At 67.1% G+C, this 14084-nt stretch carries 10 protein-coding genes; 3 read left to right on the top strand and 7 right to left on the bottom strand.

What is annotated here, in order from left to right; translation table 11 throughout:
• Positions 1–617: 617 nt before the first annotated feature.
• The 5 genes from HWX87_RS14320 to HWX87_RS14340 all read right to left on the bottom strand — a co-directional run bounded on the left by HWX87_RS14320 (position 618) and on the right by HWX87_RS14340 (position 6357).
• Entirely contained in the window at positions 618–2975 is a 2358-nt protein-coding gene (locus tag HWX87_RS14320) for a GNAT family N-acetyltransferase (protein ID WP_176047710.1), read from the bottom strand.
• Between the two features lie 572 nt (positions 2976–3547).
• On the bottom strand, positions 3548–3850 hold the full coding sequence (locus HWX87_RS14325) for an H-NS histone family protein (protein ID WP_176047711.1): 303 nt from the start codon (positions 3848–3850) through the stop codon (positions 3548–3550).
• A gap of 103 nt (positions 3851–3953) precedes the next feature.
• Positions 3954–4226, bottom strand: coding sequence for a hypothetical protein (locus tag HWX87_RS14330; RefSeq protein ID WP_176047712.1), 273 nt, complete (start codon positions 4224–4226; stop codon positions 3954–3956).
• Between the two features lie 61 nt (positions 4227–4287).
• Positions 4288–4815, bottom strand: coding sequence for a BON domain-containing protein (locus HWX87_RS14335; RefSeq protein ID WP_176047713.1), 528 nt, complete (start codon positions 4813–4815; stop codon positions 4288–4290).
• 54 nt (positions 4816–4869) lie between these two features.
• Positions 4870–6357 (bottom strand): sigma 54-interacting transcriptional regulator, encoded by a 1488-nt coding sequence (locus HWX87_RS14340; protein WP_176047714.1) that lies wholly within the window; start codon positions 6355–6357, stop codon positions 4870–4872.
• A 316-nt stretch (positions 6358–6673) separates the two neighbouring features.
• Here HWX87_RS14340 and HWX87_RS14345 point away from each other — a divergent pair, with 316 nt between their 5' ends.
• Positions 6674–8077, top strand: a complete 1404-nt coding sequence (locus HWX87_RS14345; protein WP_176047715.1) for a GntP family permease — start codon at positions 6674–6676, stop codon at positions 8075–8077.
• A gap of 342 nt (positions 8078–8419) precedes the next feature.
• A complete protein-coding gene (locus HWX87_RS14350) occupies positions 8420–8671 on the top strand; it encodes a DUF4148 domain-containing protein (protein ID WP_176047864.1) in 252 nt (83 codons plus the stop codon).
• Positions 8672–8710: 39 nt separating this feature from the next.
• Here HWX87_RS14350 and HWX87_RS14355 read toward each other — a convergent pair whose 3' ends face one another.
• Together HWX87_RS14355 and HWX87_RS14360 are read right to left on the bottom strand one after the other, a co-directional pair.
• Positions 8711–10309, bottom strand: coding sequence for a thioredoxin family protein (locus tag HWX87_RS14355; protein ID WP_176047716.1), 1599 nt, complete (start codon positions 10307–10309; stop codon positions 8711–8713).
• 249 nt (positions 10310–10558) lie between these two features.
• Positions 10559–11059, bottom strand: a complete 501-nt coding sequence (locus HWX87_RS14360) for a GNAT family N-acetyltransferase (RefSeq protein ID WP_176047717.1) — start codon at positions 11057–11059, stop codon at positions 10559–10561.
• Between the two features lie 586 nt (positions 11060–11645).
• On the opposite strand from HWX87_RS14360, the gene HWX87_RS14365 reads away from it, so the two are divergent.
• The gene (locus HWX87_RS14365) at positions 11646–13997 is read left to right on the top strand and encodes a phospholipase C, phosphocholine-specific (protein WP_176047718.1); all 2352 of its coding nucleotides are present in this window, start codon (positions 11646–11648) and stop codon (positions 13995–13997) included.
• Positions 13998–14084: the final 87 nt, after the last annotated feature.

Consider the following 14084-nt stretch of genomic DNA (forward strand, 5'->3'; position numbering starts at 1 on the left):
TGCCCGAACCCCGGCGCGACGCCCGCATTGGCTGGTGCCGCGCTCCCGGGAGCAGTGCCTCCAGCTGCTCCCGAAAAGTCTCACCTCAGCCTCCCGCAAGCGCTCACCGACACCTCCCGAACAAGCTCACCGAAGGCTCCCGAAGACGCTCACCAACGTCTCCCGAATGTGCTCACCGGATGCTCCCGCAAGCGCTCACCAATGTGTCCTGGAAAGGCTCACCAGCGGCTCCCGCAGGGGCTCACCGACTGCTCCCGGGAAGGCTCACCGCATGCTCCCGTATCGGCTCACCACACGTTCCCGGAAACGCTCACTTGCAGCTCCCGAAAAATCTCACCTTTACGGTCGATCCGAATTGGCGAGGCCGGAATGCGGTACGCAAAACGCTTGAAGACATCGCATAAAACGGCCACGCGGGAAGGCAACGCGGCGCTCCGCAAGCCCCTTCGGACGCCACCTGGATCGGCGTGACAAGCCAGTTCGATACGCTCAGATGCCTTATTCAGAAGCCCGCTCAAAAGATTTGCATTCCTTATCGAATACGTTCGAAACACGGTGAATGACCGGAGACATCCATCTGCATACGATGCCTCCTGGCTTCACGCAGCCGACAACCGCTACGGCTGCAACTTCATCCTGAAGCCCACGACGCCTGGCTCCTCCGTGCTCGATACCGCAAAACCGCACGACTTCGCGAGCGAGATCATCGCCGAGTTCTCGCGCAGTGCCTCACCGATCATCCAGGCCGTTCCGCGCGAGCGTGCGTAGTCGATGATGCGGGCCATCATCAGCCTGCCGAGCCCTTTGCCCTTCTGATCGGGGCGTACCGCGATCGCGAACTCCGCCGTCTCGTTGTCGGGATCGGCGACCGCGCGCGCCACCGCGAGCGTGTGGTCGCGCCCGGACACATCGGTGAACGACACGATGAAAGCCATCTCACGGTCGTAATCGATCTGCGTCATGCGCGCCACCTGCGAATGATCGAAGCTGCGCACCGCGCCGAAGAAACGCATCCGCAAATCGTCCGGCGTCATCGCGCCGAGCAGTTCGTTGTGCGCGGCCTCGTCTTCCGGACGGATCGGGCGGATCGTCACCGTCTCGCCGCGCCACTCGAGCGTCTGTTCGAGGTGCCGCGGATACGGCATGATCGCGAGCCGGCTGCGACCCGTGGCCAGCGTGATGCGTGGCGCGATCACGCGCGCGCCATCGGACAGCACGCGCAGCGTGACCGACAGCGCGACGACTTCCCGCACGTCGCAAACGACCTGCGACAGCGCCGTCAACGCGTCGAGCGTCGGCTCGACGGGCGTGCTGCGCGCATACGGCGAGCGCTCCATCACCGCGCGCGCGAGCACGGTATTCAACGGCGGCAGGCCGTAGACGACGAATGGCGCCGAGACGCCGTCCGCAGGCGGCACGGCATAGCGAAACACCGGACCGAAGTTCGAATCGTCGTACATGTCGACCGTGACATCGACGACTTTCCTACCGGCCGGCTCGGCAGCCTGCTCGCCATGCAAGCCGAAATGGGACAGCCAGCGCAACGCGGCGTCGCCAGCCAGTTCATGCTGGCCGGCTTCGACCATCCGGCGTGCTTCCGCCTGCGCGGAAGCGACGCATTCGGCCGGCTGCGGCGGCGTGCCTTCGGGTGTCTGCATCAGCAGTTGCCGCCCGAGGTTGTAGTCGACGAGACGCGCATACGCGCGCGCGAGCCGCTGCGGTGTCGTATGGACCGGAATACCGTTCGCGTGCAGCGCATCGCGCGTCGCCGGGTCGACCGCACCGAAGAAGCACGCGAGGATGCCGCGATGCGCGTACTGCCGCGAGTCGATCAGCGTGCGTGCGACCGAATCGGCCGGCGCACTGTGGGACGTCGAATGGACGACGAACAGCGCGCCCGTTTGCGGGAACGGCGCAAGCGCCTTGATCGCCGCGGCAAAGTGCTCGGGACGTGCATCGTCGCCCAGCGTCAGCGGATTGCCGGGCGCAGCCAGATGCGGCAGCGCGGCCGATACGGCCGACGTTGCCGCCGGCGACCAGTCGGCCAGCGCGACGCGCACCTCCGCAACCGCATCGACCGCCAGCTTCGCGACGCCTGCATCGCTGGTGACGAGCGTCGCCGCGCCACGCGCGGTAACGCGGCCGACGCCCAGCGTCTCGATCTCGTCGAGCAGATCGTCGAGTGCATCGACACGCACCATGCCCGCGCGCTGGAACGCCGCCGTATAGAGTGCATCGCCGGGATCGGCACGCCCGGTGCGCAACGCGAGGACCGGCTTGTTGCGCGCAGCCGCACGCGCGGCCGACATGAACTTGCGCGCGGCGCGTACGGTATCGAGTTCGAGCAGGATCGCGCGCGTGCCGGGATCACTCGCCAGATAATCGAGCACGTCGCCCGCATCGACGTCGGACTCGCTGCCTAGCGCGACGACATGCGAAAAGCCGAGGCCGCGCGCATCGGCCCAGCCGAGCACCGCGTTCGTCAGCGCGTTCGATTGCGACACCCACGCGACGCCGCCCGATCGCGCCGTATACGCCGGCGCACCGAAATGCGCATGCCGCGCGGGAGACAACACACCGAGGCTACCGGGCCCGACGATACGGAGCACGAACGGCTTCGCCGCCTTCAGCGTGCGATCGACCGCCGCGCGATCGGCATCCGTGCGCGCCTCGCCGACGATCACCGCGACGCGCGTGCCGAGCTCGCCGAGCTTGCGCACGATGCCGGCCCAGGTCGCGGGCGGCGTGCAGATCACGGCAACCGACGGCGGCGCGGGCAGCCGGTCGACATCCGCCACGACCGCATGCCCGTTCAAATCGCGATACTTCGGATTGACGGGCCACACGGGCCCCTGGAACGCGCCGTCGAGCACGCGCGACCACACCATCGCGCCGATACTGCCCGCACGCGATGACGCGCCGACGACTGCAACGGACTTGGGCTGGAACAACGCATCGAGATGGCGAACGGTCACATCGGCTCCCTGCGGTGACGAAAGACGACACGATCGGCATGCGGCCTGAGAGGCCGTGCGCCGATCGACGCGAACCCCAAGCATAGGCGAAGCGCATGCGGCTGCCTATATGCCGAACGGCTGACTATTCGACGAGCGTCAACGCTCGCACCATGGATCGGCAACACACGCGGCAACGCATCGCCGCACGACGCAGACAACGCGGCACGACGCTGCGGCCGCTTCCTCAAAGGTGAGGATTTACAGGAGCCATGGTGAGTATCTTCGGGATTTGCACGACGCAACACGCGAACACGCGAAAGGTGATGAGAATCCGCGGCACGCATGCACCGCGAAAATCGCGAATGCCAACGCACATGCGCTGCGTAATTGCACGTTTGTTTACGGGAATTCGCCGCGATAAGCGGCCGGATCGCGGCGAATTCGCAAAACGGGATCCGTTAATTGCGCGGCATTGCGCATCCATTCGCCAGGAAAAATCGCACGGCGACTGCGCAAAAACAAAACGGTGCGACGGCCGCATGGCCATTCGCACCGTCAGCCGGCACACCAAAGGTGAGGATTTTCGGGAGTCAGTCCTTGATCAGGAAACGCGCGCGATTCTTGCCAAGCCAGGTCGGCGCCCGCCCGCGGCCACTCCACGTTTCGCCGGTCTTCGGATTCAGGTACTTCGGCGGCAGCGACCGCTTCGGCTTCGCGGCGGCAGCGACGGCGGACCCTATCGGACGAAAACCGAGCTCCTCCGGCGTAATGTCGTATTCCTCGATTTTCGCGCGGATTTCGGCAATCGCGTCGGCAATCGCCTTTTCACGTTCCTTGTCGATCTTTTGCTGAAGCCGTTCGAGCTGTACGGACAGTTGCCTGTAGGTCGCCATATGGATGGGACTCCGTGAGTGTTATTCGTGAAAAATAGGTAACACCAAGCAAACAGAAAAGCGCTTCGCCCGATCGCGGTCGCCTCAGCCGGTCATTCCAGGATCAATAACCGCTTTTCTTCTTGCATGCGAAGAGAAGATTTCGCACAGCGTCATCAGTCGATTGCTGGATCACTTCGAAATCCCCGTTGCACATCGCCCGGGCATTGTCCGTGCAATTGCTCCAGTCGCTGCCGGTGCATTGCACCTGGGTCGTCGGACGCCCGTCGGAAGTGAACAGCGGCGCGCTGCCGCCACACCCGCCGAGCCCGGCAACCAGAGCCAACAATGCGGCCGCCCGAGACCGCCGACAGACCGACGTAAGCATGTGTTTCATTGTTCTTCCCGTCAACCTTTTTTTGAATGTCGCGAGTATGCCATGCGCGGCCCTTCCACCGTCAGTTCGGCGCACGGTCCGGTTGCCCACGCGCCTTGTACGGCAAGCTCCGGCGCGGATCGTCGGTGATGCGAACGAAAACCTGCTCGACGTCCGGAAGCGCCTCGAATTCGCGCTGCAGCGCCTGGCGATCGAACGCCGTCTCCGCGCATCCTTCGACGTAGATAAATCGTCGCTGCACGGTGATCCACAGGCTCGTGCCGCGCAGGCGATCCGAACCGGCGAAATGCGCCTTCGCGGCATCGGCGATCGACGCGTCATACATATACGAGTTCGGCTTCGTGCAGCGGTGGGCGAGCCAGCAGGTCGTGCCGCGCTCGGCGCGGTAATGCGCGTCGTCCGACATCTCGGCGTGCGTCATCCACGGGCCAAGCGGCAGCGGGCATTCGGCCACGTCCCGCGACAGCGCGACGAACGGATCGTTGTACCAGTTGCGCCGCGCCTCCGGCGCGTCGGCGTCGCCGGACTGCGCGAACGCGGAAGTCGCCAGCAACATGGTCAGCCACCCTGCGATGCCGATCCGCTTCATCGTGATCTCCTGTTCGATGTTTCACGTCCGGCCGGATCGGCATCGCCGATCGGCCTATCGGTCGATGCCCAGCGCCGCCAGCTTCTTGTAAAGCGTCGCACGGCCGATCCCGATGCGCGCGGCCGCCTCGACGACCTTCCCGTCGCAGGCCGCCAGCGCATCGGTCAGGAACTGGCGCTCCCATGCCGCCAACGCATCGGCATACGACGCGACCGGCGCACCGGATGCACCCGATGCATCGCCCGCGCGCGGCTCGACCGGCGTCGCGGTCACCCGCTGCGCGGCCACCGCGCCATCCGACGAGATGCGCACCGGCCCGAGAAACGGCGCGAGCGCGCGTGCATCGATGACCGAACGGTCCGACAGCATCAGCGCGCGTTCGAGCGTATTGCGCAATTCGCGCACGTTGCCGGGCCACGGATACGCACACAGCATCCGCAGCGCATCGTCGGTCAGTTCGCAATGCGCGGCGCGCCCGTGCTGCGCGGCCAGTTCCTCGAGCGTCGCGTAGACGAGCGCCGCGATGTCGGATGCGCGCTCGCGCAGCGGCGGCGCGTGGATCGTCAGCACGTTCAGCCGGTAATAGAGATCCGCGCGAAAACGCCCGGCCGCGACGAGCGCCGGCAGGTCGGCAGACGTCGCGGCGATGATCCGGACGTCCGCGCGCACGATGCGGTTCGAGCCGACCGGCTCGAACTCCTTGTCCTGCAGCACGCGCAGCAGCTTGCCCTGCAACGGCAGCGGCATGTCGCCGATCTCGTCGAGAAACAGCGTGCCGCGATCGGCCAGCTCGAACTTGCCGATGCGCCCCTTGCGGTCGGCGCCCGTATACGCGCCGGGCGCCGCGCCGAAGAATTCGGTTTCGAGCAGCGTATCGGGAATCGCCGCGACGTTGACCGTCACGAGCGGCTGGAGCGCACGCGCCGACGCCGCGTGGATCGCGTGCGCGAGCAGTTCCTTGCCGGTGCCCGTCTCGCCGAGCAGCAGCACCGGCGAATCGACCTGCGCAGCGCGCCGCGCCTGACGCTTGGTTTCGAGGCTCGCGGCGCTCGTGCCGACGAAACTCGCGAACGTGTATTTCGCGCGGCGCGCCTGCGCGAGCGAACGCTGCGTCGCGATCAGCTGCTGCTGAAGCTGCGCATAGCGGGAAATGATCGGCGTGAGCGTCTTCAACTGGTCGAACAGCGCGAAGCCGATCGCGCCGACCGTCTCGCCCGCCTCGTTCTTCAGCGGCAGGCGCGTGACGACGAGCGGCTCGCGGCCCGTCTCCATGATGTCGAGCAGGATCGGCTGCCCGGTCGACACGACCTCGCGCATCAGGCTGTTCGGAATCACGGCTTCGCAGTCGAGGCCGACGGCCTGCTGCGGATCGGCGAAGCCGAAGCGGGCCGCGTAACGATCGTTCATCCACACGACGCGCGCATCGCGATCGACGACCACCGTGCCCGCGCTCGAATCCTCGAAGGTCCGGAACAGCGACTCGGCGGCGCGCCGCAGCACATCGCCGTAGTTGACGGGCAGGCGGGCCCAGTCGTTCATCATCGTGTCTTCGTCTCCGTGTATTTTCGACCGGATGTCTCCGGAACGAGACGGATTATCTCACTCTGGAGACACGCCGCAATACGTTGTCCGGGAAAGACCTGCACGATCCCAAGGGTCGGCCGGACGGCCATTTCGTCTCCGGATGGAGACGTTTTATGTAGAATCGTCAGACATAGGCCGGCGCGGGCCCGCCAGCCTCCGGCGGACCCATGTCCGGCGGCGCAATCCGGCCGATGGCACGAAACCTGCACGAACCTGAGCCGGTCCGCGGCGCATCGCGCGATCGAACAACAACCAAAGCCATTAGGAGACTCCCTTGTCTTTCGTGATCGTCCTCGCCGCGCTGGCGTTCCTGATGTTCGCCGCGTATCGCGGCTACAGCGTGATCCTGTTCGCGCCCATCGCCGCGCTCGGCGCGGTGCTCCTGACCGAACCCGCCGCCGTCGCACCGGTCTTCTCCGGCATCTTCATGGAGAAGATGGTCGGCTTCGTCAAACTGTATTTCCCGGTCTTCATGCTCGGCGCCGTGTTCGGCAAGGTGATCGAACTGTCCGGGTTCTCCGAGTCGATCGTCCATGCGGCGATCCGCTACATCGGCCGCTCGCGCGCGAATGCGGTGATCGTCGCGGTGTGCGCGCTGCTCACCTATGGCGGTGTCTCGCTGTTCGTCGTGGTGTTCGCGGTCTATCCGTTCGCCGCCGAACTCTACCGCCAGAGCAACATCCCGAAGCGGCTGATGCCCGGCGCAATCGCGCTCGGCGCGTTCTCGTTCACGATGGATTCGCTGCCCGGTACGCCGCAGATCCAGAACATCATCCCGACCACGTTCTTCAAGACGACTGCCTGGGCCGCGCCCGCGCTCGGCACGATCGGCTCGCTGTTCATCATCGTCGTCGGCCTCACGTACCTCGAATGGCGCCGCCGGTCGGCCATGGCGAAGGGCGAAGGCTACGGCACGTCGCTCGTCAACGAGCCGGAGCGCGTCGAGGCGACGTCGCTGCCGAATCCCGCGCTGGCGATCCTGCCGCTGATCCTCGTCGGCGTGTCGAACTTCGCGTTCACGAAGCTGATCCCGCAGTGGTACGGCGCCGCGTCGTACACGGTCGCGCCGGACGTGCTGCCGGGCGTGCATGCTCCGGTCACGGCGTCGATCAAGACCGTCGTCGCGATCTGGTCGGTCGAGGCCGCACTGCTGCTCGGCATCGTGCTGGTCGTGCTGACCGCGTTCAAGCGCGTCAGCGACCGCTTCGCCGCCGGTTCGAAGGCCGCCGTCGGCGGCGCGCTGCTTGCCGCGATGAACACCGCGTCGGAATACGGCTTCGGCGGCGTGATCGCCGCACTGCCGGGTTTCCTCGTCGTCAGCGATGCGCTGAAGAGCATCCCGAACCCGCTCGTCAACGCAGCCGTGTCGGTCAGCTCGCTCGCCGGCATCACGGGTTCCGCGTCGGGCGGCATGAGCATCGCGCTCGCCGCGATGTCGGACCTGTTCATCAAGGGCGCACAGGCCGCCAACATTCCGATGGACGTACTGCACCGGGTCGTCGCGATGGCCAGCGGCGGCATGGACACGCTGCCGCACAACGGTGCGGTCATCACGCTGCTCGCGGTCACCGGCCTCACGCACCGCGAGTCGTATCGCGACATCTTCGCGGTCACCGTCATCAAGACGCTCGCGGTGTTCTTCGTGATCGCCGTGTACTACACGACGGGGCTCGTGTAAGTGCCTGCCCGAGGCGGCGTTTCGTCCGCCGCCTCCCGCCGCACCTGCGCTTCAGGATCGGACCGCATGCGAACCGGAATGGATTCCGGAATTCGCATCCGGTCCGATTTCATTTTCCCGCTCGCGAACCCGGTCGAATCCGTACCCGCCGGGCGCTTGCGCAGCGCCCGCGCCGCCTCCGGGCGCCCGCCTGCGCGCACCCATTGTTACCCGCAACAAAACACTGCGTTGGGCGCGATCGCATTTTTCGCACGCGTGCTCCGGCCTACACTGGGTTCAACGTCGCACGGCGCTTCGATGAACGAAGTGCAGCGATTCACCGGAATCCTGGAGGTCCCGATCATGAAGCGCCTGATCCAAGCCGTTGCCATTACCCTCGCCATCTCGACCCCGCTCGCCGCGCAAGCCCAGTCGAACCAGCCGCTGACGCGCGCGCAGGTGCGCGCCGAAGTCAAGGCGCTGAAGCAGGCCGGCTTCCAGTCGAGCGACTGGTTCTACCCGGCCAGCATCGTGTCCGCCGAAGCGAAGATTGCCCGCCAGCACGACGCCGGATACGGCAGCGATCGCGGCGCGTCGTCGGAGTCGGGCCAGTAATCCAGCGTCCGGCCCGCTCGACGATGCATCCCTGCGTCGTTACGCCTTCACGGGCTGGATCAGCTTCGCGCACGCCGCTGCCTGCGGATCGCCCGCGGGCAATTTGCCGCATACGCCGTCGAACTGCTTCACGACCGACCTGACCGACGCATCGTGCGCGCCGCTGCCGCGCCAGCGATTCAGTTGCGTGACGACCTTGGTCAACGCGCGCAGGTTCGCGCCGTAGAACGCGTCGCGGGTCTTGTCGGCCTGCGCGAGCACACTCGCGGCAATCCCCTCGATACGTGCCGAATCGTCCGGCGCCAGTTGGACCGCATTCGCAAAGTAGGTGGCGCCCCAGCGCAGCTTCGTCGCCGGCCCGCTCGCCGCGTCGTATGCCTTGCGATACCAGTCGAGCGCGGCGGCCTTGTCGCCGCGCGCCTTCGCATTCGCGGCCAGCCCGGACATGAAGTAGTACGGCGTGGACGAACGCGGCAGCTCGGCCTTCAACAATGCATCCGACTCGTCGTACAGCCCCGCGTCGGTCAGCGTGTCCGCGCCTTCGCTGACGAGCGCCTGCCGCTCGTACGCGTTCGCGGCGCCCTGCACCGACGCGGCGATCTGCTTGCGTGCGGTATCGGCCAGCGCCGGTGCGGCGAGCGGCGCACCCTTGCGCGCGTCGTCGCGCGCGAGCAGCACGCGGCCGTGCAATGCCATCAGCCGGTCGATCGACGACAGTGTCGTGTCGGTCGACAGGCGCGCGAGCGCCGTATCGTACGCGCCGCGCAGCTTCGCGCGCTGCGCGTCGTCGCTGCCGAGATACGCGACCACGCGCGCGGGCGCCGCGACCAGCACGTCCGAATCGGCCCGCGACAGCACCGGATCGTGCAGCACGGTGCGCAGCGAATCGGCAAGCGCCGCCTTGTCGAGCGCACCGGCCTGCGCCGGATCGTCCGATGCGGCGACCACCGCCGACTTCAACGCGAAGCGTGCCGCTTCGGCCTTCGCACCGGCCGCCCGCGCGCGTTGAGCGAGCGACTGCAACGTCTCGGCGACGCGATCGGCCGGCACCGGCAGCGCGCCGTCGGTGTCCCACGAATAGTCGGCCAGCAGACGCCATTCGTCCGGCGTCAGCGACGCGCCGTTCTTCAGCGCCGTCGCCAGCGTTTGCCGCACCGGGTGGGCAGCCGTCATCCCGAGCGACAGCGCCTGCATGTAGCGGTCGAGATCGGCTTCGCCCGGCAGCCGCGTCACTTCGGTACCGTCCGGGCGGAACAGGATCATCGTCGGATAGCCGTGCACCTTGAAACGCTCGCCGAGCTTCTGCGCGCTTTCGGTATCGCCGTCGAGATACACGGGCACGAAGAACGACGAGCGCGTCTTGAAGGCCTGCTGGCTGAAGATCGTCGACTTCACCTGGTTGCACGACGGGCACCACACCGCGCCCCAGTACAGCAGCAGCGGCTTGCCGGTGCGTTTCGCGAGCGCGAACGCGGCATCGACGTCGCCGTGCTGCCACGCGATACCGGGCGGCAAATGTGCGCCATCGGGCGATGCGCTCGCCACCGGCGCGCCGGCGGGCGTGGCAGCGGCAAACGCCGCACCCGCGGCGGTGGCGAACAGGCAGGCGGCGGTCAGATTCCGGAGAGCGGTTTTCATCGAAGCGGGTTCCGTTGAAAGAGACGGTTGCGGGACAGTGCGGCGCGCGAAACGATGGCCGTGAAGCGACGACGATGAAGCCGGCGCGTCGTGCAACGCCACGCCGGCGTCGAATCGGAAACGCGAACGCCGGCCGAAACGGCCGGCAAATCGTTCAACGATACGACGCGTGAAACCAGTGGAAAACGAACGAATTCTCGAATGAATATGACGCGCGGCATCGCACCGGCGCGCGCGTCCGCACGCGCATCACTCCCGGCCCTTGACCCGCGCCATGTGATACACGGATGCATGCACGCCGTCACGCAACGCATAGCCCGGCGATTCGCCCTCGATCCGGAAGCCGTGCTTCTCGTAGAGCGCGATTGCCGCGCGGTTGTCGGTGAATACGGTCAGCTCGAGACGCGTGAGGTTCAGCCAGCCTTCCGCGAGATCGATCGCGGCCGCGAGCAGCCGTGTGCCGATGCCGTGCCCGTGACGGGCCGCGTCGACCATCATGCCAAGCCCCGCTGCATGGCGCCGGCGCGGATTCGGTTCGAACGCCAGGCCGAGATGGCCGACCACCGCGCCGTCGATTTCGGCGACGAGGCTCACGCCGCGCTCGTGCGCGTTTGCGAGCCGCTTCTGCCATTTCTCGAGCGATGGAAACGGATACTGCAGCGTATTCCTGTACACCGCGGGATGCGCGGCGATTTGCCGGATCGCGTCGACGTCGTGCGTCTCGCTGTGCCGGATCGTGATGTCGGTCATGGGTGGGCCGGTTCAGAAAAATCGCGCTGAAGGCGCGGACTGCGCGTGTGCGCAGCAATGTGTCGAGCTTATCCGATTTCACGCATTTGAAACATGGGTGTCACGTCGACTCACTTCAAGTTGCATCCGCAACGAACGTGGCCCGGTGATTCGAGCGGAATCCGGAAAATTCTGACCGGTCGCGCGTACTCCACCCGGTAATTTCTTGCCTTTTTCGATCACGCATCGCGCCTGGGCGAATCGTTGCGCACGCAACGTCATAAACGCGACATGTGGTGTCACGCCTTCATCACGTCGACGTCATGTCGTCTCCCTAGACTGGGCGCCGCCCAGCCCGGCATGCGCCGGGCCGGTGTGTGCCGACACCGACACCCTGCACCGCGCATCACGAGCGCGCGGCGCACGGGATCACGACGACGGCCGCTGCCTTCGCTCGACACCGCGTGTCGAACGCGATGCGCGCACCTCCGCCACACGCAGCCGACGCACCCGAACGCACACGCAGCGCGGATCGTCCCAGGGGGACGACGCACGGGCGCCCCAGACGAAGTCACGAACGCTCCCACCATCACAGGATCCGAACGCCATGACGTCACGCCGTAAATTCCTTCAGCAGACCGCCACTTCCGGCCTCGCTGCCGCCGCGCTGTCCGCGTTTCCGCCGAGCATCCGCCGCGCGCTCGCGATTCCCGCGTTTCATGAAACGGGGACCATCAAGGACGTCAAGCACGTCGTGCTGCTGATGATGGAGAACCGCGCGTTCGACAGCTACTTCGGCACGTTCAAGGGCGTGCGGGGCTACGGCGACCGCTTCGCGGTGCCGTCGCCGAACGGCCGCGACGTGTTCTACCAGTCGTACACGAAGGCGACGCCCGCCACGACCGTGACGCCGTATCACCTCGACGCGAGCCAGGGCAACGCGCAGCGCGCGGGCGGCACGCCGCACACGTGGGCCGATGCGCAGGCCGCATGGGATCACGGCCGGATGAACCGCTGGCCCGACGCGAAAACCCCGCTGTCGATGGGCTATTACGACGCGGCGGAAGTGCCGTTCCAGCGCGCGCTCGCCGATGCGTTCACGCTGTGCGACCACTACCACTGCGGGATGCACACGGGCACGATCGCGAACCGACTGTTCTACTGGAGCGGCACCAACGGCCCGAACGGCATCAGCCCGGCCGACGGCAGCCGCGTGAAGATCGCGGCGCTGAACAACCAGTTCAACGGCGGCAACGACATCGGCCCGTCGAGCCAGGGCTGGACCTGGACGACCTATGCCGACCGGCTGCAGCAGGCCGGCGTGAACTGGAAGGTCTACCAGAGCCTGATCGACAACTTCGGCTGCAACGAGATGATGAGCTTCCGCCACTGGCGCGCGGCGATCGAGCAGATGCCGGCCGCGCGCCGGCCCGCATACGTCGCATCGACGGACATCACGCAACCGGTGACGGCAGCCGGCGCGTTCTACGACCCGGCGATCGACGATCCGCTGAGCCCGCTCGCGAAGGGTTTCGGCAACACGATGCCGTACGGCTTTCTCGAAACGTTCCGCGACGACATCCGCAACGGCACGCTGCCGGAAGTGTCGTGGATCATCCCGCCGTCCGCGTACAGCGAACACCCGGGGCCGTCGAGCCCCGCGCAGGGCGGCTGGTACGTGCAGGCCGTGCTCGATGCGCTGACGGCGAACCCGGAGGTGTGGAGCAAGACCGTGCTGCTGGTGAACTACGACGAAAACGACGGCTTCTTCGACCACATGCCGTCGCCGGCCGTGCCGTCGCGCAACGCCGACGGCACGCTCGCGGGCGGCCATACGCTGCGCGATACCGACGTCGCCGTCGAATACCACGACTTCACGCCGGCCACGTCGAGCCAGCCGGCCAGCGACGGCCGTCCGTACGGCCCGGGCCCGCGCGTGCCGATGTGGGTCGTGTCGCCGTGGAGCCGCGGCGGCTGGGTCAACTCGCAGGTGTTCGACCACACGTCGACGCTGCTCTTCCTCGAGAAGCGCTTCGGCGTCGCGGAGCCGCAGATCAGCGCGTACCGCCGCGCGGTGTGCGGCGACCTGACGAGCGCATTCAACTTCCGCTCGCCGAACAACGAACCGCTGCCGACGCTCGCGGGCCATACGACGAAAAGCCAGGTCGACGCGCTGAGCGCCGCGCAGCAGGCCGCGCCGAAGATCGTGCCGCCGACCTCCCCGGCCCTGCCCGCCCAGACCACCGGCGTGCGCCCGTCGCGTGCGCTGCCCTACGAGCTGCATGCGAGCGCGCGCACCGATGCCGGCGCCGGGACGGTCACGCTGAAGTTCGCGAACACGGGCCGCGCCGCCGCCGTGTTTCATGTCTATGACAAGCTGCACCTCGACCGCCTGCCGCAGCGCTACGTCGTCGAGCCGGGCAAGACGCTGCACGGCGACTGGGCCGCGCGCGCCGACAACGGCGGTAAATATGACCTGTGGGTGCTCGGTCCGAACGGCTATCACCGCCGCTTCACCGGCGACCTGAGCCGCCTCGCCGGTGCCCGCGCGCCGCAGCCGGAAGTGCGTGTCGGCTACGCGGGCGCAAGCGGTAACCTCCACCTGCGGCTGCGCAACGACGGCGGCGGCACGGTGCGCTTCACGGTGAAGTCGAACCAGGTCTACGGCCCGCTGTCCGGCCGCGGCGGCAATGACGGCCACGGTCATGGCCACGGCAACGAGGACGGCAACAGCCAGGGCCGCGGTAACGGCCACGGTACCGGTACCACGTGGACCGTCACGGTCCGCGCCGGCGACCAGGCCGAGCTGCACTGGAAACTCGACTCGACCGGCCACTGGTACGACTTCATCGTCACCGCCGACAGCGACGCGAGCTTCTCGCGCCGCATGGCCGGCCGCGTCGAGACCGGCCGCCACTCGGTCAGCGACCCGGCGATGGGGCTCGCCGACCGCTTCTGACGCCTCCCGGCGACACGCATCGCACCGCGTGTCGCCGCCCGCACCGTCGCGGCCGCGAACGCCGGTCAAGCGCTGGCCGCGGCGGCG

This window comes from Burkholderia sp. BCC1644, assembly GCF_902833225.1.
In the GTDB taxonomy this organism is placed as follows: domain Bacteria; phylum Pseudomonadota; class Gammaproteobacteria; order Burkholderiales; family Burkholderiaceae; genus Burkholderia.